24 protein-coding genes are annotated in these 23,782 nt (G+C 63.2%); 12 read left to right on the top strand and 12 right to left on the bottom strand.

Features of this window, described 5'->3' with window-relative positions; translation table 11 throughout:
• Nucleotides 1–103 precede the first annotated feature (103 nt).
• Both JQ558_RS12390 and JQ558_RS12385 read right to left on the bottom strand, forming a co-directional pair.
• Nucleotides 104–316: a dodecin gene (locus JQ558_RS12390; RefSeq protein WP_212208747.1), complete on the bottom strand. Its 213-nt coding sequence runs from the start codon at nt 314–316 to the stop codon at nt 104–106.
• A 977-nt stretch (nt 317–1,293) separates the two neighbouring features.
• The gene (locus tag JQ558_RS12385; RefSeq protein WP_212293794.1) at nt 1,294–2,487 is read right to left on the bottom strand and encodes a GNAT family N-acetyltransferase; all 1,194 of its coding nucleotides are present in this window, start codon (nt 2,485–2,487) and stop codon (nt 1,294–1,296) included.
• A 129-nt stretch (nt 2,488–2,616) separates the two neighbouring features.
• Between JQ558_RS12385 and JQ558_RS12380 the strand changes: the two genes are divergently transcribed.
• Nucleotides 2,617–3,669 carry a polysaccharide deacetylase family protein gene (locus tag JQ558_RS12380; RefSeq protein WP_409410509.1) on the top strand — a complete coding sequence of 351 codons (1,053 nt, stop codon included), beginning with the start codon at nt 2,617–2,619 and terminating at the stop codon, nt 3,667–3,669.
• Nucleotides 3,670–3,678: 9 nt separating this feature from the next.
• On the opposite strand, the gene JQ558_RS12375 is transcribed toward JQ558_RS12380, so the two are convergent.
• Nucleotides 3,679–3,885, bottom strand: coding sequence for a DUF2842 domain-containing protein (locus JQ558_RS12375; RefSeq protein WP_192733494.1), 207 nt, complete (start codon nt 3,883–3,885; stop codon nt 3,679–3,681).
• A gap of 107 nt (nt 3,886–3,992) precedes the next feature.
• On the opposite strand from JQ558_RS12375, the gene JQ558_RS12370 reads away from it, so the two are divergent.
• Nucleotides 3,993–5,084, top strand: a complete 1,092-nt coding sequence (locus JQ558_RS12370; protein ID WP_212293792.1) for a COX15/CtaA family protein — start codon at nt 3,993–3,995, stop codon at nt 5,082–5,084.
• A gap of 119 nt (nt 5,085–5,203) precedes the next feature.
• Entirely contained in the window at nt 5,204–6,016 is an 813-nt protein-coding gene (locus JQ558_RS12365) for an FTR1 family protein (RefSeq protein ID WP_212208140.1), read from the top strand.
• Between the two features lie 14 nt (nt 6,017–6,030).
• Here the strand turns inward: JQ558_RS12365 and nadC are convergent, their stop codons facing one another.
• The 8 genes from nadC to JQ558_RS12325 all read right to left on the bottom strand — a co-directional run bounded on the left by nadC (nt 6,031) and on the right by JQ558_RS12325 (nt 14,241).
• Nucleotides 6,031–6,900, bottom strand: coding sequence for a carboxylating nicotinate-nucleotide diphosphorylase (gene nadC / locus JQ558_RS12360; RefSeq protein WP_212293791.1), 870 nt, complete (start codon nt 6,898–6,900; stop codon nt 6,031–6,033).
• Entirely contained in the window at nt 6,897–8,450 is a 1,554-nt protein-coding gene (locus JQ558_RS12355; RefSeq protein WP_212293790.1) for an L-aspartate oxidase, read from the bottom strand. The genes nadC and JQ558_RS12355 overlap by 4 nt, the downstream gene beginning before the upstream one ends.
• Nucleotides 8,447–9,433, bottom strand: coding sequence for a quinolinate synthase NadA (nadA, locus tag JQ558_RS12350; RefSeq protein WP_212293789.1), 987 nt, complete (start codon nt 9,431–9,433; stop codon nt 8,447–8,449). Before nadA ends, JQ558_RS12355 begins: the two co-directional genes overlap by 4 nt.
• 54 nt (nt 9,434–9,487) lie before the next feature.
• Nucleotides 9,488–10,444 carry an NrtR DNA-binding winged helix domain-containing protein gene (locus JQ558_RS12345; RefSeq protein ID WP_212272913.1) on the bottom strand — a complete coding sequence of 319 codons (957 nt, stop codon included), beginning with the start codon at nt 10,442–10,444 and terminating at the stop codon, nt 9,488–9,490.
• A 31-nt stretch (nt 10,445–10,475) separates the two neighbouring features.
• Nucleotides 10,476–11,012: a hypothetical protein gene (locus JQ558_RS12340; protein ID WP_212293788.1), complete on the bottom strand. Its 537-nt coding sequence runs from the start codon at nt 11,010–11,012 to the stop codon at nt 10,476–10,478.
• A gap of 230 nt (nt 11,013–11,242) precedes the next feature.
• Nucleotides 11,243–12,523 (bottom strand): O-acetylhomoserine aminocarboxypropyltransferase, encoded by a 1,281-nt coding sequence (locus JQ558_RS12335; RefSeq protein ID WP_192733486.1) that lies wholly within the window; start codon nt 12,521–12,523, stop codon nt 11,243–11,245.
• Between the two features lie 182 nt (nt 12,524–12,705).
• On the bottom strand, nt 12,706–13,290 hold the full coding sequence (locus tag JQ558_RS12330) for a CoA-binding protein (protein ID WP_212293787.1): 585 nt from the start codon (nt 13,288–13,290) through the stop codon (nt 12,706–12,708).
• 126 nt (nt 13,291–13,416) lie between these two features.
• On the bottom strand, nt 13,417–14,241 hold the full coding sequence (locus JQ558_RS12325) for an enoyl-CoA hydratase (protein WP_212293786.1): 825 nt from the start codon (nt 14,239–14,241) through the stop codon (nt 13,417–13,419).
• A 95-nt stretch (nt 14,242–14,336) separates the two neighbouring features.
• On the opposite strand from JQ558_RS12325, the gene JQ558_RS12320 reads away from it, so the two are divergent.
• The 6 genes from JQ558_RS12320 (at nt 14,337) to JQ558_RS12295 (ending at nt 18,011) form a co-directional block, all read left to right on the top strand.
• Nucleotides 14,337–14,765: a PaaI family thioesterase gene (locus JQ558_RS12320; protein WP_192733483.1), complete on the top strand. Its 429-nt coding sequence runs from the start codon at nt 14,337–14,339 to the stop codon at nt 14,763–14,765.
• Between the two features lie 154 nt (nt 14,766–14,919).
• Nucleotides 14,920–15,384, top strand: a complete 465-nt coding sequence (rplM, locus tag JQ558_RS12315; RefSeq protein ID WP_212032288.1) for a 50S ribosomal protein L13 — start codon at nt 14,920–14,922, stop codon at nt 15,382–15,384.
• A gap of 1 nt (nt 15,385) precedes the next feature.
• Nucleotides 15,386–15,862: a 30S ribosomal protein S9 gene (gene rpsI / locus JQ558_RS12310; protein ID WP_212272920.1), complete on the top strand. Its 477-nt coding sequence runs from the start codon at nt 15,386–15,388 to the stop codon at nt 15,860–15,862.
• Between the two features lie 239 nt (nt 15,863–16,101).
• A complete protein-coding gene (locus tag JQ558_RS12305; RefSeq protein ID WP_212208131.1) occupies nt 16,102–17,319 on the top strand; it encodes a GGDEF domain-containing protein in 1,218 nt (405 codons plus the stop codon).
• Nucleotides 17,320–17,370: 51 nt separating this feature from the next.
• Nucleotides 17,371–17,607, top strand: coding sequence for a hypothetical protein (locus tag JQ558_RS12300; protein WP_192733479.1), 237 nt, complete (start codon nt 17,371–17,373; stop codon nt 17,605–17,607).
• Nucleotides 17,608–17,708: 101 nt separating this feature from the next.
• Nucleotides 17,709–18,011 (top strand): antibiotic biosynthesis monooxygenase, encoded by a 303-nt coding sequence (locus JQ558_RS12295; RefSeq protein WP_212208130.1) that lies wholly within the window; start codon nt 17,709–17,711, stop codon nt 18,009–18,011.
• A gap of 6 nt (nt 18,012–18,017) precedes the next feature.
• Here the strand turns inward: JQ558_RS12295 and JQ558_RS12290 are convergent, their stop codons facing one another.
• On the bottom strand, nt 18,018–19,124 hold the full coding sequence (locus JQ558_RS12290) for an AI-2E family transporter (protein WP_212208129.1): 1,107 nt from the start codon (nt 19,122–19,124) through the stop codon (nt 18,018–18,020).
• Nucleotides 19,125–19,377: 253 nt separating this feature from the next.
• On the opposite strand from JQ558_RS12290, the gene JQ558_RS12285 reads away from it, so the two are divergent.
• The 3 genes from JQ558_RS12285 (at nt 19,378) to JQ558_RS12275 (ending at nt 23,765) form a co-directional block, all read left to right on the top strand.
• Nucleotides 19,378–20,079, top strand: coding sequence for a hypothetical protein (locus tag JQ558_RS12285; RefSeq protein ID WP_212293785.1), 702 nt, complete (start codon nt 19,378–19,380; stop codon nt 20,077–20,079).
• A gap of 223 nt (nt 20,080–20,302) precedes the next feature.
• Nucleotides 20,303–21,073, top strand: a complete 771-nt coding sequence (locus tag JQ558_RS12280; RefSeq protein ID WP_212208127.1) for a gamma-glutamyl-gamma-aminobutyrate hydrolase family protein — start codon at nt 20,303–20,305, stop codon at nt 21,071–21,073.
• 385 nt (nt 21,074–21,458) lie between these two features.
• A complete protein-coding gene (locus tag JQ558_RS12275) occupies nt 21,459–23,765 on the top strand; it encodes a PAS domain-containing sensor histidine kinase (protein ID WP_249142441.1) in 2,307 nt (768 codons plus the stop codon).
• Nucleotides 23,766–23,782 lie beyond the last annotated feature (17 nt).

The raw sequence follows: 23,782 nt of genomic DNA, 5'->3' as shown, positions 1-23,782 counted from the left end.
GGTAGAGCGTAGCGAAACCCATCATAGTCCATCAACGACGGCGGTTGATGGGTATCGCGGAGCCTGTCATCGGGCGCGCATTCTCCACCCATCCTACAAGGGCCTATTGCGTCTCCAGCGTAAAGCCGATCTTGAGGGCCACCTGATAGTGAGCAATCTTGCCGTCCTTGATGTGCCCGCGGGTTTCGACAACTTCAAACCAATCCATGTTCCTGACTGTCTTGCTGGCCAGTTCGATTGCCGTACTGATTGCATCTTCAATGCTGGTTTGCGAAGAACCGACGATTTCGAGAATTTTGTAAACGTGATTTTTCATTTTGGTGCTCCTGGCCAGTTGCGCCGCTGATGCATCCTTTCGCATCGAGTGAAGACGACGATGCGACCAGGACAATAACCGGATGCGACCAAGGTGGTTCCTGAGCAGGTTCGGTCATTTGCGAGGAGCGGCTTGTCCGCCGAGTTTCAAAGGGCGAAGGCGGAAGCAATCATCCTTGCGTTAGCGACGCCATGGAATGTTTCGCGGAGCCTGTCATCGGGCGCACATGCGCGCGACCCTTTGGCTCGCAATGACGATGTGGTTCGAGAAGACGCGACAAATTGACCCGACGGGCAAATCACTTCCGATTTACGGAAATCGTGTCAAGCCCCGAAATAAAAAATATTTCGCTTTCGCCGTCGGGCAAATCATCTCTACGAGTTTGCGTTATCCCGTCCCACACAGAGGGGCGTCGGCCGTCGTCACGACGAGGGGCGGGTTGCGGTGGACGTGACAGTTGCGATGGACGGTCGCGGCTGAAGCGTACGGCGAAAGCGTGTGGTCCTGACGCCCGTAACGGCGTCAAGCCTTGTGGGAGCTAACGCTTCCGAGGGGCGACGGTGGCAATAGAGGCCGTCTCACCGGGGAGAGCGCGTCATAAGCCGTAAAGCCATTGCGCAGGGAAGGCCGGGTGTTCTCCGCTGCCCTGTATGCTCGTGTGCAGCTTTCTTAGCACAATCCGCACACGGGACCGCGGGTGCAGCGCGCACCCGGTCTTCCCTGCGCCCTCTGTTTGGAGGGTGGGAAGTTTGATCAACAACTCGGGCGCAATGCGTCGCGAGAATGCGAAGGTGCGTTTTGCATGATGGTGCAGCAACAAACACCACCGTCGTCCCGGCCTTGAGCCGGGACCCATAACCACAGGAAGACGTTTTGCGAAAGGTCTCTGCTACCGAGCTTCTATTGAGAGATCACGCGGTATGGGTCCCGGCTCAAGGCCGGGACGACAATTTGGATGTTTGGTGGCGTTCCCAGACTCAGCTAAACGCGTTCCGCAGCTTCTGCGCCATATCGAGCAGGGCCGGATTATGCTTCACCATGCGCTTGGTGCGGTTCAGCCCCGACATCACGCCCGCGGCGAGCTTGCCGCGCTGGCTCAGGGGGATGAAACTGTCGAAGATCGGCTCGTCGTCCTTGCAGAACAGCCGCTTGTAATCGTCCGATCCGATGCCGAGATCGAAGGCGCGATAATCCTTAGCGGCGAAGTGATCGATGATGTCGCGCATCAGGATCAGGCCGGGGCTGTATTTCGAATTGGCCGACATCGTGTAGGTGTTGAACATCATCGAGAAGCGATGGCCGTCGTCGACGCCGGTGAAGATCGCGATCACTTCCTCGTCGCATTCGAGCGCGTGGATATCGATGACGCGATTGCCGCCGGCCACTTGTGCCGCGCAGGCGCTGCGGATGAAATTCTCGATGCCGGGCTCTGCGAATACGTCAGGCAGTTTTTGCTCGGCCATCCGCTGCGGCTTGATACGGAAGAACCAGTCGAGCAGCCGCGTGATGTCGGCGTCGGTGCTGGCGACGTAGTAGCGATAGCCGGGCAGGGCCTGCAGCTTGCGCGCCTTGCCCTTCAGGCGCTGCCGGAACGACTTGCTGATCAGCGTCGTAGGCTCAGCACCGCTCGCCATCTTCAGGAGCGGGCAGTCGTTGGCGGAGGGTTGATGCGGCAGCAGTGCGATCGGGTTCGGCAGATCGCGCCAGTGCAGGGGCTGTTGGTGCAGCGCCAGCACGTCGGCCTCGGCGCGTTGCGCGATGGCCGCGATCAGGCCTTCGATTTCGGCCTTCGTTGCGGTCGCGGCAAAATCCTTGTCCCACAGCGCCATGTTGAAGGTCGAGTGCTTGCCGCCCATGAAGCTGGCGCAGCGCGCGCCGTAGACATGCCTGACTGCGAGCGGCAGCAGCATCAGCGGCCGGCGCTCCGCGTCGTAGGCGATCACGATGAAGGGGACGAGGCCTTCGCGCGCGCCGACATTGCGCTGCCAGGCGCTGACGAAGTCGAAACGCTGAAAGGGCGTGGAGGATTGCTGCTGCGCGTTTTCCAGAGCGCGCCAGACCGCTTCGGCGCCGGCCAGATCGCGGATGATGTCGATGCCGGTGATGCGCCCCGGTTTCGACCAGGTTTGCGTATCCGCCGTTCCGTTTTCAATCGCGGCAGCCATGGTCATCGCAGAACCTGTATAGGAAATTGTTTACAATTTTCGGCTTTGGCCGACCTTCGCAGGGAAATGTCAACAAAGAGTAATAACAATGCAGGCGCGGCGGGGCACCGCGCGGCCGTATGTGGGGACGGGACGTTGGGTCAGGACGTCGGGTTTTTGAGGCGGGCCCAAATGGAGCTCGCTTATTTCAGCGGCTACGCGCGGCTGAAGCAGCGCCGAAGCGGCGGCGCCGGTGTCGTGCTGCGGTTCGAACGCGTGCGCGCGCGGCAGCAACGGCGGTTCCAGCCGCTCAAATCGAGCGAGATCACTCCGCAATTTCTCGACCGGATGATCCGGGCTCTGAAGCGCTGGAAATATGACATCGTCTCGATGGACGAGGTATGCCGGCGCGCGGTCACGTTGCCGACGGCCAATCGGTTTGTCGCGCTGACATTTGACGGCGGCTACAAGGACGTGATGACAGCGGCCTATCCGGTGCTGGCGAAGCACGCCGTTCCCTTTACCATCTATCTGCCGACGGCGTTTCCGGACGGCCTTGGCGAAGCGTGGTGGCTGGCGCTGGAGGACATGATCGCGCGGGAAAACCGCATCAGCCTCGTGATCGATCGCCAGGAGCGGCACTTCGCCATCCGGGACGCTTCCGATAAATATCAGGCGTTCGAATTTCTTTCGAGCTGGATGCGGTCGCTGTCGCCGCCGGATCTGTCATTCGCCATCAACGATCTCTGCAAGCGCTATTCGGTCGACCTTGCGGGCCTCTCGCGCGGCGCGTCGATGGACTGGGACGACCTGACCAGGCTTGCGGCCGATCCGAATGTGACGATCGGTAGCGCCACGGTGAACTATCCGGTTCTGTCGAAGCTGAAAGACGCTGACGCCCAGCGCGAGATGGCGATGGGCAAGGCGGTGACGGAAGCGGCCTTCCAACGCACCATCAAGCATTTCGCCTATCCGTTCGGCGATCGCGATGCCTTTCGCCGGGCGCACGTGGCGATGGCTCAGGAGCTAGGCCTTGCCAGCGCGGCAACCGTGTTGCCTGGCGTGGTCGAACCGAAGGGATATACCAATCTGCATGCATTGCCGCGCGTCGCCTGGGACGGACGGCAGCGTTCGCTGCGCATGATGCGGGTGATGCTGTCGGGGGCGTTTCTTCCGCAGGTAAAGGCGAAACCAACCAATCGCGGGTGAGTGCAAAATTCAGGCGTCGGGCCGCGACATCCAGCTGATGATCGGCATCGCCGGCAGCACCCATCCAAGGCCCGCCACGACGTAGAAAATCGATTGCAACAGCCCCGAATTGGCCAACCACGGCGTCTGCGCGATGGTCATGCCGAGCAGGGACCAGACCACGACCAGGACCAGCAAAAAGATGGTTCCGACGAATTTGCGGGTACGGATTGTCATGGCGGATATGTGAAGCCTTTACTGAACTTAGAGCCTGTTGCGCGCGGGAAGGGGCGGACTATAAGGGGCGCAGCAATTCAATCAAGCATGGGCATCGAACGGGTTCAATGACCGGTATTTCCAGGAGCGAGGGGCTGCCAAACCGCGCTGTCAGATGGTGGTTGTTTGCGGTCGCGGCCCTGATCGCGATCATGGTGCTGGTCGGCGGCGCCACGCGGCTGACGGAGTCCGGATTGTCGATCGTCGAGTGGAAACCCGTCACCGGAACCTTGCCGCCGCTGACCGATGCGCAATGGGCGCAGGCGTTCGAGGGCTACAAGACGATTCCGCAGTATCGCGAACTCAATGCCGGCATGAGTCTGGCTGAGTTCAAGACCATCTTCTGGTGGGAATGGAGCCACCGGCTGCTCGGGCGCGTGATCGGCGCGGTCTATCTGCTGCCGTTCCTGTTCTTCCTCTGGCGCGGCATGCTCGGTACGGAGCTGAAGCGGCGGTTGTGGGTGATCTTCGGCCTCGGCGCGCTGCAGGGCGCGGTCGGCTGGTGGATGGTGGCCTCGGGCCTCACGCAGCGGGTCGAAGTCTCGCAATATCGGCTGGCGGCGCATCTGATGCTGGCGCTGGTGATTTTTGCGGCGATCGTCTGGACTCTGCTGCGGCTGGCGGACCGGCCGCGACCGGCCGCCTCTTCGCGCCTCAAGATCACCGGTGTCGCGCTGCTGGCGCTGACATTCGTGCAGATCTATTTCGGCGCGCTGGTCGCTGGCCTGCGCGCGGGCAGGGTGTACAACACCTGGCCGCAGATCGACGGCGCCTTCATTCCCTCCTCGGCGCGGCTGTTCTTCGAAGAGCCATGGTGGCGCAATCTGTTCGACAACACGCTCACGGTGCAGTTCGAGCATCGCATGACCGCCTATGCGCTGCTGGCGCTGGCGGTGCTGCATGCGATCGATGCGGTCGCCTCGCGCGCCGGGCCGGCCGTGGTCCGCGGCGCCTGGTGGCTGGTCGCCGCGATCGTCGTACAGGCGGTCCTCGGCATCCTCACGCTGCTGCACCAGGTGCCGATCGATCTGGCCTTGGCCCATCAGGCGGTTGCAATGGTCGTCCTGACGCTGGCGATATTTCAGACCGAGCGGCTGGTCGCCCGCCGCGCGGAACCGGGCCGCGAAGGATTGGTTCAGCCGGTGGGGCAGCCCGGCTGAAAGGGAGAACTCTAAAGCTATTCTAATCTATTGCGATGGCTTGACGCGCTTGTGCCCGGCGTCGCGCTTTACTTGAAATATCCGGACGATAAAACGAACCGGAAATCAGGGTTCGCATCATGTCCTCAGCATTCATCCAGGCCGCAATCATCCTGCTCCGCGAGGGGCTTGAAGCCATGCTGGTGATCGCGGCGCTCGCCGGCTATCTGAGAAAGGTCGGCTCCGCGCACCGTGTCGGCGCGCTGTATGGCGGCGCACTGGTGGCGGTCGGCGCCAGCTTCATCGCCGCCTGGGTGTTTGCGGTGTTCAATTCCGGCGACCACAGCGACGTCCTCGAAGGCGTCATCATCCTGTTCGCCGCCGCCTTGATGCTCTATGTCAGCGGCTGGCTGATGGTGAAGCAGGATCCGCGCGGCTGGCAGGATTATCTGGCGCACAAGGCCGACAGCGCGCTGGCGCAGGACACGGTGTGGGCAGTCGGCGCGCTCGCCTTCCTCGCGGTGTTCCGCGAGGGCGCCGAAACCGTGCTGTTCATCAATGCGCTGGCGAAGACCGAAGGCGGCTGGAGCGCCGGGCTGTTCGGCGGCCTTGCGGCGGCGGCGGTCGGACTTGCCGTGCTGTTCTATTTCATCAACATGATCGCGCAAAAGCTTCCGCTGCGTCCGCTGTTCGTTATCACGTCGGCGTTCCTATTCGCCATGGCGATCAAGTTCATCGGCGAAGCCGTGCAGGAATTCCAGGAGCAGACGATCATCACGGTGACCGAGGTCAAGGGCAGCGCGTTCTTCACCGCGATCGGACTCAATCCGAGCATCGAAGCCCTGTCGATCCAGCTGCTGGTCATCCTGTTTGCGCTCGCGACCTATTCGGTATTCCAGCGCAACAGCCGTCTGATGCGCGAAGACAAGGCGGCGTCGCGTCCGGCCGAGTAGTCCTCACGTAACTCTCAAGCGGCCTGCCGCTTGAGATCGAGATAGTCGAGCCCGATATCGAGCGCGGCCGAGCTGTGGGTAATCCACCCCGCCGAAATCAGGTCGACGCCCGTCGCCGCGATCGCCTTCGCGGTGGCGGCGGTGATGCGGCCGGAAGCCTCGGTGATCGCCCTGCCGCCCGTCATGGCCACGGCCTGCCTGAGCTCCTCGTTCGTCATATTGTCGAGCAGCACGGCGTCGACGCCGAGCGCCAGCGCCTGTTCGAGCTGCGCCAGCGTATCGACCTCGACCTCGATCTTGACGAGGTGGCCGGCATGGGCCTTCGCGCGTTCAATGGCGGTGCGGATGTCGCCAGCCAGCGCGATGTGGTTGTCCTTGATCAGGATGGCGTCGTCGAGGCCAAAACGATGATTGCCGCCGCCGCCGGCGCGCACCGCGTATTTCTCCAGCGCGCGCAGCCCCGGCGTCGTCTTGCGGGTGCAGACGATCTGCGCCTTCGTCCCCTTCGCGGCGGATACCAGCGAGGCAGTAGCCGTCGCAACGCCGCTGAGATGACACAGGAAGTTCAGCGCCGTCCGCTCGCCGGTCAGCAAACCGCGTGCGGGCCCTTCGATGGTCGCGATGATTTCGCCCGGCGCGACGACGCTGCTGTCGGGCCGCTCCACACGAAACGTGATCGCAGGCGATGCGAGCTGGAAAGCGCAGCGCGCGATGTCGAGGCCCGCCACGACGCCTTGCTGCCGCGCGCGCAGCACCAGCGCGGCCTGCTGGTCGGTGGGAACGATCGCGTCGGCCGTGATGTCTCCGGCGCGGCCGAGATCCTCGAGTAGGGCGGTTCGCACGATCGGCTCGTACATGAGGGGCAGTAGGGCATTCAGCGTCATGATTGGGCACTCCCAAGAGACAAGGTGTCGGATTCCACAATCTCGCGAGCGGCGTCGAGCGCCCCGGAAAGCGATAGCGACGACGGCGTGGCGGTAGCCGGCGTGTCGGGATAATCGGTACGAAAGTGCCCGCCGCGGCTCTCCTCGCGCTGGTATGCGGCGACGGCGATCATCAATCCCACCAGCGCTGGATCGGATGCCGCGCCGTCTCTGTGGGCGATCGGCAAGAGGCCCCGAACCAGCCGACCGATTGCGCTGCGGTCGCGGAGCACACCGAGGCCTTGCGACATCATCGGCCGTATCGTCGATGGATCGGAGGCGGGCAGGGGCGTAAGGGGCGCACGCGCCTTCAATGGGCCGCGGCTCGCCCGGCTGACGCTCCCCGCAACCCACTCGGCGCAGACGATGGCTTCCATCAGCGAATTGCTGGCGAGACGATTGGCGCCGTGCAGGCCGGTGCGGGCGACCTCGCCGCAGGCCCAGAGGCCATTGACCGTGCTGCGTCCTTCGAGATCAACGGCAATGCCGCCCATGTGGTAGTGCACGGCGGGCCGAACCGGAATCGGATCGGTCGCAGGATCGATCCCGGCCATCTTGCAGAACGCGGAGATGACGGGATAGCGCTCGGCAAAATCCTTGCCCGGATGCTTCCGCGCATCGAGGAATACCCGATGTCCCTCGGCGCGGCGTCGCCAGACGGCACGCGCGACGATGTCGCGGGCTGCGAGTTCGGCGCCGGGCTCATCGGCCATGAAGCGCTGGCCGGTCTCGTCGATCAGGGTTGCGCCGTCGCCTCTGATAGCTTCGGTGAGCAGCGGCATCGGCCGCGACGGTCCATCGAACGCGGTCGGATGAAACTGGACGAACTCGATATCCGAAAGCTGCGCGCCCGCGTGCGCTGCGAGTGCCAAGCCCTGGCCGAAGCAGCCGGACGGATTGGTGCTGTCGAGAAACAGTCCGCCGATGCCGCCGGTCGCGATCACGACCCGGCCGGTGTCGATTACCAGCGGACCCTGCGCGTTGGCGGCGAGCACGCCCTTGACGGCGTTGTCCTCGACGATCAGCCGGCGCGCCTCGACACCCTCGAGCAGCGTGATCGACGGACAGCGGCGCACCGTCAATATCAGCGCCCGCATGATTTCCCGGCCGGTGCCGTCGCCGGTGGCATGAACGATCCGGTTGCGGCCGTGGGCGGCTTCGAGGCCAAGCCGCCAGCGTCCATCCGGCCGCCGGTCGAAGGCGACGCCGAGTTGTGCGAGATGTTCGACCGCCGATGGCGCAGCGTGGACGATCCGGCTTGCGGTGGCCTCATCGCACAGGCCGGCGCCGGCCGCGACTGTGTCGGCGAAATGCAGAGCAGGGTCGTCGTCCGCACCCATCGCCGCGGCGAGCCCGCCTTGCGCCCACAGGCTGGAGGCCTCCGCGCCCAGCGGGGCCTTCGACACCACCAGCACCGGCTCCGGCGCCAGGTGCAGCGCCGTCATCAATCCGGCGGCGCCGCCGCCGATGATCACGGGACGGTTGGCCAGCGCAGAAATATCCGTGCTCATATCGCCAGCATCCTCTCAACGGCGCGCCGCGCGGGGGCGGCGATCGCGGGATCGATCGTCACCTGGTGCTGATTGGCCTCCAGCGCATGGCGGATATTTTTCAGCGTGATCCGCTTCATGTGCGGGCACAGATTGCAGGGCCGGATGAATTCGACATCGGGATGCAGCACCGCGACGTTGTCGCTCATCGAGCACTCGGTGAGCAGCACGACGCGGGGCGGGCGCCGCTGTTCGACATAGCCGGACATCGCCGCCGTCGAGCCGGAGAAGTCAGCTTCCGCCACCACCTCGGGCGGGCACTCCGGATGCGCCAGAACGGTGACGCCGGGGTGGTTCTCCCGGATCTGCCTGATGTCGTCGGACGTAAAGAGCTCATGCACCTCGCAGTGGCCCTTCCACGCGATGATTTTCACGTCGGTCTGCTTGGCGATGTTCTGCGCCAGATATTCGTCCGGCAACATGATGACGCGGTCAGTGCCCAGCGACTCCACGACCTTGAGCGCGTTGCCCGAGGTGCAGCAGATGTCGGATTCCGCCTTCACCGCGGCCGACGTGTTGACATAGGTGACGACGGGCGCGCCGGGATAGCGCTGCCGCATCAGCCGCACGTCCGCCGGGGTGATTGAGTCCGCGAGCGAGCAGCCGGCCGCAAGGTCGGGGATCAGGACGATCTTCTGCGGATTGAGCAGCTTGGCCGTCTCGGCCATGAAGTGCACGCCGGCGAGCACGATGATATCGGCATCGACCTTGGTGGCTTCGCGCGCCAGCAGCAGGCTGTCGCCGACGATGTCGGCGACGCCGTGGAAGATTTCCGGCGTCTGGTAGTTGTGCGCCAGGATGACCGCGTTGCGCGTTCGCTTCAGCTCGAGAATGGCGTCGACGTCGCCTGCGAAGGTTGCCCATTCGGGTGGCGGGATTACGCGTTTCACCCTCTCATAAAGCGGCGCGGTGCGGGCGAGGGCGTCGGCGTTGAGACTGGCCATTTATACTCTCCATGAGCATATTATGGCTTATACTTATCCTGAGCATAACCTAAGTCAAGTGCGCGAAAGCGGCAGCTTGGTTCCCGCGACCGCCCGTTCGGCGAGGACGGCGTGGCGGAAGCGGAACAGCTTGGCGGGGCGGCCGACCGTGTCGGCGGCGATTGCGCCAGTCTCCTCAACGAGTTGCTGCTGTTCCATCAGGCGGCGGAAGTTCTGCTTGTGCACCAGTCGTCCTGCAAGCGCTTCAACACTGCGTTGCAGTTGCAGCAGGGTGAATTCCGCCGGCATCAGTTCGAACACCACGGGGCGGTATTTGATCTTGGCGCGCAACCTGGCGATTCCGGTCGCGAGAATGCGGCGATGATCGGCTGTCATCGGCCGGCCGGGCACCAGCGTGGCTGCGTTACCGCTTTCGCGAACCGCTTCCGGAATGAGCGCGGCCTCAAACAGCAACTCGTAGCGCTGCAGCACGAGCTCTTCATTCCACTCACGATCCTCAAAACCGAACGTGATCGCGACGCGCTGCCAGCGCTCCCGCTGCAGCGCCGGCGAGGCGGCGGATTTCGCCCATGCGCGCAGCCGCGGTGTCAGCAGCTTTGCGAGCAGAGCAGGCGGCCCTTCCCGATGATCTTCCCAGGGGAAATAATCATACCAGCCGGACCAATGCGCCGCTGCCCCGTCGGCGACTTGATCCTCCCGGGTCAGCCCGAGATAGCTGATTGAGACGGAGTGGGGTGATGAGCCATCGCCGGTCCGTCCGCGGTCGGCAAACGTATAGAGCTGCTCGACATAGCCGAGCGGATGGCCGGTTTGCGCTTCGACCCACGCCCGCAAACCTGATTGCAGAGAGCGGTGCTTGAATTCGAACGGCCCGCTCGGCAACGCACCCGCATTGGCGATCGTCATGATCTTGGGTTGGCCGTCGGTTACGGCGACCAGCACGGCGACCAGGTCGGCGGTGATCGCGCGCGCGGAATCCGGTGTTTTAGTTTTTCGCGGTGGCCCTGCCACGTCCAAAAGTCCGTTTCTGTTGCAGTCGCGGCTAGCGATAGCCGTAGACGCCGCCGGCATAAGGCAGGCGACTCCAGTAGGGCGTGTAGGGGCCGCCGTAATAGGGGCCATCATAGCTGTAGGAATGGCTGGTCCCATAATAGCCCGGCAGGGTGTTGGAGCCCGGCAGCAACGGCACGCCATTTACGAGCGGCGCATAGGGGACGACGCCGACCGGCGTGAACAACACGTCGGGATCGGCTTCCTCGACCACCACCAATTGCCGGCCGCGCCGCACGTAAAGAGGCGCTGCAGCAGGAGCGACCGTGGTCCGGTAATTGTAGTGCGCGCGGGGCAGGCCCGGCGGCAATTGTTTTGTGGCGCGAACCGCGGCCCGCCTGGAGGCGGCGACGTTATTGACGCGCTTCGCCACGGCTGGACTTTTGGCGGATGTGGTCGCGGCCGGGCTGTCGGCAGGCTTTGCTGCCGCGGGGCTATCGGTGGCCTTGGCGGCCCCGGGGCTCTCGTCCGCGGCAGCAACTCCGATCGCGAAAATCGCGACCAGAAATGGCGTCATCCAGCGCAGCATCGTTTGCTCCGAATCATCAAGGGCGGCTCAGCGCCACTTTATGCCGGAATGAGCGTTAATGAGAGGCCTGTGATTTCAGGCCGGATGGCCGGCTGAGAGGCGGCGGCCACCAGTTGTCGTCACCCGCGAAGGCGGGTGACCCAGTATTCCAGAGACGTCGGTGATGATTCGATAGGCCGCGGCGTACTGGGTACCCGCTTTCGCGGGGTACGACGACTGAGTTGCTTGCCTTACGCCGTCAGCGCCTGTTCCAGATCGGCGATCAGATCTTCCTTGTCCTCGATGCCGATCGACAGCCGGACCACGTCGGGGGCGGCGCCTGACTTCACCTTGGCGGCGTCGTCGAGCTGGCTGTGCGTGGTCGAGGCCGGGTGGATCACCAGCGAGCGGGTGTCGCCGACATTGGCCAGATGCGAGAACAGTTTCAGGTTCGACACCAGGTTGACGCCGGCGTCATAACCGTCCTTGAGGCTGAAGGTGAACACCGCGCCGGCGCCCTTCGGTGCGTATTTGCGCGCCAGGTTGTTGTACCTGTCGCTGGCGAGACCCGCATAGTTCACCGCGGCCACCTTGGGATGGCCGGCGAGAAATTCCGCGACGGCCTTGGCGTTCTCGCAATGCTTCTGCATGCGCAGCGGCAGCGTCTCGATGCCGGTCAGGATCATGAAGGCGTTGAACGGCGACAGTGCCGGGCCGAGGTCACGCAGGCCGAGCACGCGGCAGGCGATCGCGAAGGCGAAATTGCCAAAAGTCTCCTGCAGCTTGATGCCGTGATATTCGGGGCGCGGCTCGCTCAGCATCGGATATTTGTTGTCCTTCGACCAGTCGAAGGTGCCGGCATCGACGATGATGCCGCCGAGCGAATTGCCGTGGCCGCCCAGAAATTTCGTCAGCGAATGCACGACGATGTCGGCGCCGTGATCGATCGGGCGGATCAGGTAGGGGGTGGCCAGCGTATTGTCGACGATCAATGGCACGCCGGCCTTGCGGGCGACGGCGGCGATCGCCTCGATATCGGTGATGCTGCCGGAGGGATTGGCGATCGACTCGATGAAGATCGCCTTGGTATGCGGCGTCACGGCGCGTTCGAAACTTGCGATATCATCTGAATCCGCCCATGCGACGTTCCAGCCGAAACTCTTGAAGGCATGGGTGAACTGGTTGATCGATCCGCCATAGAGTTTGCGCGCGGCAATGATCTCGTCGCCGGGCATCAGCAATTGCTGGAACACGACCACCTGGGCGGCGTGTCCGGACGCGACCGCAAGCGCGGCGGTGCCGCCTTCGAGTGCGGCGACGCGTTCTTCCAGCACCGCGTTGGTCGGATTGCCGATGCGGGTATAGATGTTGCCGAACGCCTGCAGGCCGAACAGCGACGCGGCGTGGTCGGCATCGTTGAAAACGAAAGACGTGGTTTGATAGATCGGTGTCGCCCGCGCGCCGGTGGTCGGATCAGGCTGCGCGCCCGCATGCACGGCGAGGGTCGAAAATCCCGGGTGACGATCGGTCATTCTGTGCGTCCTGTTTTGGTTCGTCGAAAATGCGCGGCATGCTGATCGCAAGCCGCGTCCGCCGTCAAGGCGACCGTTTCACATATCGTGGATTAGGAACGGACGTGCTTCATGGCAGCCTGCAGACGGACGGCGCTCCGCGCCATTGGCCACGTTTGGGAAACAATCGTTTCGCATTTGCGTTACGGCTGTTCGCTCTTGTTTTTCGCGGCGCGGTCGGAGGCCGCGGTTTCGCCGCCGCCGACGCTCATCCGGTTCAGCGACAGCCGCATGCCCTGCGTCGGGATCGGCGCGCGCTTGGAACTGAGCGTGCGTGAGTTGACGCCCATCCAGGAAATCTCCGATGACAGCCTTCCGTATTCGATCTTCGGACAGCGGTTCATCACGACCTTGATGCCGGCGGCTTCGGCTTTTTCGGCCGCAGCGTCGTCGCGCGCGCCGAGTTGCATCCAGATCACTTTCGGCAGCGGCGACAATTTCAGGGCTTCATCGACCACAGGCATGATGTGGCTGGAGTTGCGGAAGATGTCGATCATGTCGATCGGACGGTCGATATCCGCAAGCGAAGCAACGAAGGGTTTGCCGAGCAGGCTCTTGCCGACATGCCCTGGATTGACCGGGATCATGTCGTAGCCGCGCTGCGCCAGATACTTGAATGCAAAGTAGCTCGGCCGCACGTTGACCGGCGAGGCGCCGACCATCGCGATCGATTTCACGCTGTTGAGGATCGCGCGGATGTAATTGTCGTCGTAGGAGTCGTGGTTCATTCGTTTTCCTTAGACCCTCATGGTGAGGAGCGCGGGACGCGCGTCTCGAACCATGAGGCCGCAGACGGGCCTGCATCCTTCGAGACGCGGCGAAGACGCCGCTCCTCAGGATGAGGAGATGCAGTCTTACTTATCCTGCCATTTCGGCGCGCGTTTCTCGATGAAGGCGCCGATGCCTTCCTCGGCGTCGCGCGCCATCATGTTTTCCGTCATCACCTCCGCGGCATAACGGTAGGCGTCGGCAAGGTTCATCTCGGCCTGCCGGTAGAACGCTTCCTTGCCGAGCTTAATGGTGTAGGCGGATTTGAGCGCGACCTTCTGCGCCAGTGCAATCGCGGCATCGCGTTCGCTGCCTGATGGAACTACGCGGTTGACGAGGCCAAGGCCCTGCGCGGTCGTGGCATCCACAGGCTCGCCGGTGAGCAGCATTTCCATCGCCTGCTTGCGCGGCACGTTGCGCGACAGTGCCACCATCGGCGTCGAACAGAACAGCCCGATATCGACACCGGGCGTGGCAAAACTCGCGTTCTCGGAGGCGACCGCCAGATCGCAGCTCGCCACCAGCTGGCAGCCGGCGGCGGTGGCGACGCCCTGAACGGCAGCGACCACGGGCTTCGGCAGCTGCACGACGGCCTGCATCATCGCGCTGCAGGCGTTCATGATCTCTGCGAAATAGGCGCGGCCGCGATCGGCATCGCTGCGGCGCGCGGTCAGTTCCTTCATGTCGTGACCGGCCGAAAACGCCGGGCCGTTGGCGGCGATGACGAGCGCGCGTACATTCTTGTCGTCGTGAATGTCTTTCAGCGCCGCATGCAGTTCGGCGATCAGGGCCTCCGACAGGCTGTTGCGCGCCGCTGATCGGTTCAGGGTAAGCACAGCGACGCTGCCGACCTGCTCGCGCAGCAGGATCGGCGATTGAGGGGCGGGCGCGCGGGCGGTCTGGGGCGACATCTCAAAATTTCCACTAAGTGGTTTTCTTGGGTTTTGTTTGGGCTTTGATGACAACTTAATGTAACAGGCGGTCTGAAGCGAGGGCAGGGGTCAGCATGGCGGCAGCGAAAATGAGCGTGGCTGAACTGGAGAAGTTCCTCCACGACGAATTCCCGCAGGCGTTCAAGGGTGGCGATATCACCATCGAAAGCGCCGATGGCGAAACCTGCCTGCTGCGCCAGCGCTATAACGAGAACATGCTGCGCCCGGGCGGTACGGTGTCGGGCCCGACGCTGATGGCGATGGCCGATTTCGCAATGTATGTGGTGCTGCTGTCGGCGATCGGGCCGGTTGGGCTTGCCGTGACCACCAATCTCAACATCAATTTCCTGCGCAAGGGCCAGCCTGGACAGGACGTGCTGGCCGCAGCGCGGCTGTTGAAGCTCGGCAAGCGGCTGGCGGTGGGGGAGGTCAACCTGCTGTCGGGCACGTCGCCCGATCCGATCGCGCACGTGACGTCGACCTATTCCATTCCAAACAAATAGGGTTTTATACGGTAATATAACACCATATTTATAAGTCGTTGTTTTTGCTGTTGTAATTATCGTCATTTGGCATTGACGCGCCGCGCGCGGTTCTCTAGAAACCGCGCAGTTCGGCGCAGCCTGCGCCGCAGTCCCCTTTCACGGATTTCCTCACATGAAAACCTTTTCGGCAAAGCCCGCCGAGGTGACGAAGAAGTGGGTGCTGATCGACGCCAAAGGTCTGGTGGTCGGACGGCTCGCTACCCTGGTCGCCATGCGTCTGCGCGGCAAACACCTGCCTACCTACACGCCCCACGTCGATTGCGGCGATCACGTCGTCATCATCAATGCGGCGCACGTCGTTCTGACCGGTCGCAAGCGCGACCAGAAGGTCTATTACAAGCACACCGGCTTCATCGGTGGCATCAAGGAACGCACCGCGAAGTCGATCCTCGAGGGTCGCTTCCCCGAGCGCGTCGTCGAGAAGGCCATCGAGCGCATGATCCCCCGCGGTCCGCTCGGCCGCGTGCAGATGGGCAATCTGCGCGTTTACCCCGGCGCCGAACATCCGCATGAAGCCCAGCAGCCCGAGACGGTTGATATCGCTTCGATGAACCGCAAGAACATGAGGGCCGCATAAGATGTCCGATACCATGCAGTCGCTCGACCAGTTGTCGCAGCTGAAGCCGGCAACGCCGGATGCCCCGAAATACGTCAAGAAGGTCGACAAATACGGCCGCGCTTACGCCACCGGCAAGCGCAAGGACGCGGTCGCCCGCGTCTGGATCAAGCCGGGCGCCGGCAAGATTGTGGTCAACACCCGCGAAGTCGAAGTCTATTTCGCGCGTCCAGTGCTGCGTATGTTGATCCAGCAGCCGCTGGTCGCAGCTGCCCGTGCCGGCCAGTACGACGTCATCTGCACGGTCGCCGGCGGCGGTCTGTCGGGCCAGGCGGGTGCCGTGCGTCACGGCATCTCCAAGGCGCTGACCTGCTTCGAGCCGGATCTGCGCGGCGTATTGAAGAAGGGCGGCTTCCTGACCCGCGACTCCCGCACCGTGGAGCGCAAGAAGTACGGTCGCGCCAAGGCGCGCAAGTCGTTCCAGTTCTCGAAGCGCTAATTGCTTCGCTAAAATTTGCAGCGATTGCTGCATTCATCAACGAGGAAAAAGGGCGCTTTTCAGCGCCCTTTTTGTATTCAGTTTAGAGATGAATTAACGCAGATTTTCACGAAAACTTTCGTGCGCGTACACACGAAATTGGAACCCGAGCGGCCTAGCGTGCCAGGACTGCGGGGGCGCAGCATCACATTTCCAAATACGCGCTCCCAGCATTGCATCACACTTTTACGGTGGGGCTCATGTCGTTCGATACGTCCACGCTATATCTGTTCGCAACCATGGTTGCGGGCATGCTTGGGGCCATGCTCATTTTCTTCGGCAAGCAGGAAAATGTCCCGGCGTTGAAGTGGTGGGGCACGGCCTATCTGCTCGGTGCGGCCTCGGTCGCGATCTGGACCGTCGGCGGCGCCGCACTTGGCGGACCGCTGACGCTGGCGTTGAACGCGGTCGGCTTCATCGCCTGCGGCATGGTCTGGAATGCCGCGCGCGTCTTCCTCGGCCGCGCGCCCAACCTGCCGGGGCTGGTGTTCGGCGCGATCGCCTGGGTCGGTGTATCGGTAGGCTTGCCGTGGCTCGATCCGGCGATGCGCCTGACCGCCGGTGCGCTGATCGTTGCGATCTATGCAGCGCTGACGGCCTCGGAATTGTGGAGCGAGCGGCGGCGCAGCATGCAGAAGCGCTGGCCGACCATTGCGGTGCCCGTCATGCATGGCTGCGTGCTGATGCTGCCGATCCTGCTCGGCGACCTCCTGCGTCCGCATGACGAAACCTTCTACAGCAGCATCTGGGTGACGGCGTTTTCGATCGAGCTCGTGCTCTATGCGATCGGCACTGTGTTCGTGATCTTCATGCTGGTGTCGGATCGTGCCGTGACCGTGCACAAGACGGCAGCGTCGATCGATCCCTTGAGCGGCATGTTCAACCGCCGTGGCTTTGCCGAAGCCTGCGCGCGGGTGATCGAACGCGAGGCCACGGCCGGCAGACCGGTGACGGTGATGATCTTCGACATCGACCATTTCAAGGGCATCAACGACCGTTTCGGCCATCCGGCGGGCGATGAGATCCTCAAACTGTTTGCCACCGTCGTGGTGAGCAATCTGCGCATCAGCGATCTGTCGGGCCGCATCGGCGGTGAAGAGTTCGCCGCGCTGTTGCCGTGTGCGCTGGAAGAGGGCGTGCTGGTGGCCGAGCGCGTGCGTGAAGCGTTCGAGGCGTCCGGAATCGTGTGCGAGGAAGGGCCGGTCGATACCACCGTCAGCATCGGCGTGGCCGGTGGGCCGGCGGGCACCGAGCTCGAGGTGCTGCTGGCGGCGGCTGACACCGCGCTCTATCAGGCCAAGCGCAGCGGCCGCAATCGCGTCGAGGCCGCGGAAGAGCTGCCGCTGTCACTGGAGCACTGGCGGCGCAAGACCGCGGGCCTTCCGGCGCCGGCCCGTGCGCAGGCTGCCACGACCTGAAGAAGCGCGGCGGTAACTCCGCGTTTACCATTCCATCCATATTATTTACTTATGGAATCGATACGCTCGCGAAATCCCCAGGCTGCCCTGATGTCGCTCGAAGCGGCCGCAGTTTCCGCCCGTGGCGGCTTCGCCTGCATGTTCTCCAGCTCGGAAGAATTCGAGACGGCGCTCATCACCGAGCGCCGGGCGCAGGGCCGTTACGATCAGCGCAGAACGCGCTGGCCTGCCATCCTGTTCATCGGTTGCGCGATGATGGTTGTGGGCGCAGTGTTGCTGTTCAACTGAGGCCGACTTTTCGGGATGCTGATGCCGGGCGCCGCAAGGCGCCTTTTTCTTTTCGGCGCCTTCAGCTAGAGACGGTTATTCCCAGCAGAAGGGCTTCATCAATGATCACCGAAATCGCACAGATCGACGTCAAGCCCGGCACCGAGAAGGATTTTGAAGCCGCCGTGGCCAAGGCGCGCCCGCTGTTCCTGCGCGCCAAGGGCGGCAAGGGATTTGAACTGCACAAGTCGATCGAGAAGCCGCAGCGCTATCGCCTGATGGCGCAATGGGAAACGCTGGAAAATCACACCGTCGATTTCCGCGGCTCGGAAGATTTTACGGCATGGCGCGGCCTGGTCGGGCAGTACTTTGCGGCGCCCCCCGAGGTCGAGCACACCGAGACGGTGCTGACGTCGGAGGGTTAAAGCGGCTTACACCATCGTCTTTTCGGCCTTGAAATGGTCGATCATGACCTTGGCGATCGCCATCAGGGGCAGGGCAAGCGCGAGGCCCCAGATGCCAAAGACGACGCCGAGCAGGATCTGGAACGCGAACAGCGTGGCGGGCGGAATATCCAGCGCCTGACGCTGGATGATCGGCGTCAGCACGTAGCTTTCCAGCGCGTGCACGCCGAGGAACAGGATGAACGCGCTGAGCGCCGCGACCCATCCGGAGGCGAGGCTCGCCAGCACCACGATCAGCCCGCCGAGGATCGCGCCGACGGTCGGAATGAAGGCGAGCAGGCCGGCCTGGATGCCCAGAATAAACGAGCTGGGGATGCCGATGATGGCAAGCCCGATCCAGGTGACAAAGAACACCGCTGCCATGGTGATGATCTGCGCGATCAGCCAGCGCTCCAGCGTCCAGCCGATGCGGTCGATAATGATGGTGGCGCGGGCGCGGTGCCTGGCCGGCGCCATGAACAACAGCCCGTTGCGGTAAACGCTTGGCTGCACGGCAAAGGCGAGGCCCAGAAACAGCACGATAAAGAAGTTTCCGACCGCGCTCACGGTGCCCAGGATCAGCTTCAGGCTCTGGCTGAAAATGGCGCCGCCGCTGGACGCGATGGTGCTGGCGCTGGGAAGGCTATGCGGCGTTGTTGGCGCCGCCGGCGCAGACGCATCCGAAGCCGCATTGAGGCTGCCGAAGTCGAAAAAGCTGGTATCGACCCCATTCCTGTCCAGGAAGGCTTTGAGGTCGACCAGCTGCGACTTGATCGTGTCGCTCAACACCTTGGTCTGTTGGGCGATGGTGGCGCCGCCGAGGAAAAGAATTCCCGACAGGATACCGGCCAGCACCAGGCAGACGACGGTGAGCCGCAGCGAATGCGGAAGTTTGACCACGCGGCCGAGCATACCGGCCATCGCGGTGAGGGCGACGCCGAGCAGCACGCCGGCAAAGATCAGGAACAGGGTCGCGGCGAAATACCAGGTGAACAGCAAGAGTGCCGTGAACAGCACGACACCGATGCCTCCGACCGAGATCGCCCACGCCAGATCGTTGCGGGCCAAAAGACGACCGTCAGCCGGACCTGTCACGTTGATTCCTTCCCCCAAAATATTCCTGCGCCAGTCTTTCGCGAAAATTCGCCCGGGATCAAGCGGCGAGGCACGCGCCGGTTTGACGCTGCCATGCCCGGTGTGCCAAGCGGTGCAGGCTAACTAAAGCGTTTTCCAGCGAAGTGGACGCCGGTTCGCGTCAAGAAAACGCGTCAAATCAAGAATCTGGAGCTCCGTTCCGATTCCATCGGAGCGGAAAAGCTCCAGCGACGGGCGCTTCGGCGAGGATGAGATGAATTTCAAATGGTTGGGGCCGGTTGCGCTGCTGGCGGCGATCTATATCGGCGACCAGATCAGGATCAACCGACCCGGCCACAAATATCGCTTGACCGTTGAAGTCGAGACCCCCGATGGACGCAAATCGGCGAGCGGAGTCTTGGCGGTCCACCCGTATCGCGGCTACAGCGGCATCGGCCCAACCCGCACCGTGGGTGATGCCGTCTACGTCGACCTCGGCGGCGGCAAAAATCTGGTCGCGCTGCTGGCGCATATCGACAAGAAACTCGAACTCGACGGCATCAATTATGTAGCCCTGCGCGCCTATACGGCGGCCGCCGGCGACGGCAAGCGCGTGTCGTTCAACGAAATGAACCGCCAGACCGGCGTCGTGCCGGTAACGGGCGCGCTGATCCCGGTACTCGTGACGTTTGCCGACCCGGCCAATCCCGCGACCGCACGCAATGTGCAGCCTGACGAAGCGGAAAGTGCACTGGGGAAGGGATATCGCCTCCGCGGGATATCGGCCGAGGCGGTGCCGAACGGATTTTGGCCGCTCGATTTCGGCGGCGTGCTGGGCGAGCCGGTGACCCGTGCCATTCAGGCGAAACTGCCGTGGCTGAACGGCGCCGACAATTCCGCCGCGACTGCGCTTCGGGCGGCCGGGCTGCCCGGCGTCGAGGCTGTCGAAGCCAGGGAAGCCTTTACGCGGAAGTAGCTGCCTTTGCCGCGCGTCAGGCCGCTCCACGAGCCAAACGCGTGCCTTTGCGCCTGTTCTGACGCCGGGCTTGCCGGCACGGCCTGGGCTTCGCGCGGAGCTGTAAAGCAGAAGTAGGCAGCATATCATGTTGATCCGGCACGATCTCGCAGGCATGATCGGCCAAAATCATGGCTCAACCTGGAAGATCCTTGCGCAGGACGATGAAAGCAGAAACTTGGCGATGAGACGGCCCGTGGTCGGTGTGATCGGGAACGCCCATCGCATCGAAAATCGTTTCACAACCCAGATGGTCGGAGAGCGCAATCTCCGCGCTGTAGCCGACGTGTCGGGCGCACTGCCGCTGATGTTTGCTGGATCGCCCGAGATTACCGATATCGGCGCCTTGCTCGAAGCCGTCGACGGAGTGGTGCTGACAGGCGCCCGCGCCAACGTCCATCCGACCCGCTTCAAGACCGAGCCGCATGAGAGGCACGAGCCCTACGATATTCACCGCGACGACGTCGCCCTTGCGCTGGCGGAAGCCTGCGTCGCCCGCGGCGTGCCGATATTCGGTATCTGCCGCGGCCTGCAGGAAATGAACGTCGCCTTTGGCGGCTCGCTGCACCCGGAGATTCGCGACATCCCCGGCCGCATGAATCACCGCATGCCGCGGCTGGAGAACGGCGAGATCCACCCCGATCCGTTGGTGATCTTTGCCGACCGGCATGACGTCCATCTGACGCCTGATGGCGCCTTTGCGAAGCTGCTTGGCTGCGAAACCATTCGCGTGAACTCGCTGCATGGGCAAGGCATTCTCGATCCCGGCGAGCGCGTCGTCATCGAGGGCGTGGCGGAAGACGGCACCATCGAGGCAATTCGCATTGCCGATGCACCGAGCTTTGCGCTCGGCGTGCAATGGCATGCGGAGTACGACCCGCAGCGCAATCCGATCAACCGTGCGCTGTTTGAGGCGTTCGGCGAGGCGCTCAAAGCGCATCAGCGGGCGAGCTAGCTGCTGGTCGAAATGTTCGCACACCGCTCATGAGCAGGTGAGGGGGAAGGGCGAGCACATCCCGCTGGCGAATCTGAAATTGCTCAAGGCTGATCCCGCCGCCGTGCAAGCGCAAAGCGAGGAGATCAAGGCGCGTTACTCCAGGATATTCGGGGTATAATTTGATTCGAAATATCCATTTCTCCGGGGTGCTGTCCGTAATTCTACGGAACCGAAAACGCGGGAGCGCGGCCCAGAACTCGGCTATGCATTGGGGTAGCTGAGGGCGCCGAACAACCGGCGCAAGGCGCCGGACCCGCATTCATACTCACACCATTGTCGTCATCATTTCCTGGGCGGTTTCTCTGGCGGTTTTCTTAGCGATTTTATTGGGCAGTTGGTCGTCATGACTTTGTGGAGCCGTCTAGCATTCGCGATGGTGTTCCTGGTCGTGGGCACCATTTGCGCACTTGCTGTGTTCGGTGATGGTTTCGGTCGCGCGACCCTGGTCGTCGGGGCGATCGCGATTTTGCTCGCGCTGGTGCTTGGGGCCGCCATCGCGGGCTCGCTGTCCCGACAGCTGACCCGAATGACCCGGGCGGTCGAGGGGCTGTCGCGCGGCAAGCCCGTTGCGATGCCTGCCGAAGGTAGCCGGGAGATGGCCCCGCTATCGGCGGCTTTCGCCGAATTGTCGGACCAGCTCGGCGCCAGGCCAAACCTGCTGGAAAACACGGTCGAAAGCATCCGCGATTGCGTTGTCGTGGCCGACGAGAACGCGGTGGTCGTCGTTGCCAACGGCGCAGCCCGCCACCTGCTGGGTCTGGACCGCGGCTTCGACAGCCTGACGGGGGTCAGAAAATTCGCCTGTTTCCTTGTCGACGGTACCACACCGCTGCCGATCCCGGATTCGCCGCTGGCGCGGGCGCTGCGCGGCGAACATGTCGATGATTTCGAACTCATGGTGCAGTCCGAAGGATCCTGCGCGAAAGCCCACATCGTCGCCAACGCCCGGCCGTTGCGCGACGAACGCGGCAGGCTTTGCGGGGCGGTGACCGTGCTCCGCGACGTCACCGAACAAAAGCGCGCCCTGCAGGCCCTGGTCGACAGCGAACAGATGGCGCAGACCATCGTGAGCACCGCGCTCGACGCCTTCGTCCAGACCGACGAAAACGGCTTCGTTCTCGAATGGAGTCCGCAGGCCGAAGCCTTGACCGGGTGGACGCGGGCGGAGACGGTTGGTGTGAAGCTGGTCGAGCTGGTGTTTCCCGAGCACCTTCGCGCGGCGCACCGGCAGCGGATCGCCAAATTCCTGCGTGAGACCGCCGGTGGCGCCATGGGCATGCGCTATGAGGCGCCGGCGCTGCACCGGGACGGTCACGAATTTTTTGTCGAAGTGTCGCTCACGGCGCTGCGCCGCGGCGACGGTTACATCATCAACGCCTTTGTCCGGGACATCACCCAGCGGCGCATCGCCGAGGAGCGGCTGATTCAGGCGCAAAAGATGGATACCGTCGGGCAATTGACCGGCGGCATTGCCCACGACTTCAACAACATGCTCACGGTGATCACAGGCACGATCGAAATTCTGGCCGATGGCGTCAAGGACGTTCCGCACCTGGCTTCGATCACCAAGCTGATCAGCGACGCCGCCGACCGCGGCGCAAACCTCACCGCCAGCCTGCTGGCGTTCGCGCGCAAGCAGCCGTTGCAGCCGGCCGAGATCGACGTCAATGATCTTGTTCGCGAGGCCGTTCGATTGCTCGCGCCGACCGTCGGCAAGGATATCGAAATCGAGGCCGCCTTGAGCGACGAGGCGTGGCCGGCATTCGTCGATCGTAGCCAACTCTCCTCCGCGGTCGTCAATCTCGCCATCAATGCCCGGGACGCCATGGCAGATGGCGGAAAGCTGACCATTGCGACCGGCAACATCACTTTGGGCGTGCCCGAGGCGGTGGCCCGCGGCGTCGAACGCGCCGGCGATTATGTCGTGGTCGAAGTGAGCGACACCGGCACCGGGATTCCGCAGCTCATTCTCGACAAGATATTTGAACCGTTCTTTTCCACCAAGGAGGTTGGCCAGGGAACAGGGCTCGGACTCAGCATGGTGTTTGGCTTCGCCAAGCAGTCGGGCGGAAGCGTCGACGTGCGCAGCGAGGAGGGAAGCGGCACGACGTTCACGATCTATCTGCCCAAAGCCGACACCAGCGCGCTACAACCGTCGACACACGACGAGGATTCGCCGGTGCAGGGCGGCAGCGAAACGCTCCTGTGTGTCGAGGACGACCGCAAGATCCGCGACTATGTGACGATGCAGCTCGAGAGCCTCGGCTACAAGGTGATCGTGGCCTCGAATGCCGACGAGGCCCTCGCCATCGTCAATCGGGGCGCCGCGTTTGATTTATTGTTCACCGACGTCGTGATGCCCGGCAGCATGAACGGCAGGCAGCTGGCCGAAACGCTGATGGCCCGCCGGCCGTCGCTGCGGGTGCTCTTCACCTCCGGCTATAGCGACGGCGCGCTGCCGCTGAAAAACCGCGCAGGCCACGGGATTCCGCTTTTGACCAAGCCTTATCGGCGCGCGGAGCTGGCGCGAACGTTGCGCCGTTGTCTTGATATTGCGGTCGATCCGGCCGGCGATCCGATCCCGACGCCTTATTCCGTGCAGCCGGAGCTCGAGCGTTTCCTGCGCAAGTATCCGCCGAAGGAGGGATAGGTTATTCTTTGGCAGCC

The organism is Bradyrhizobium sp. AUGA SZCCT0160, assembly GCF_018130105.1.
In the GTDB taxonomy this organism is placed as follows: domain Bacteria; phylum Pseudomonadota; class Alphaproteobacteria; order Rhizobiales; family Xanthobacteraceae; genus Bradyrhizobium.
This window is presented reverse-complemented; position numbering and strand designations above follow the sequence as displayed.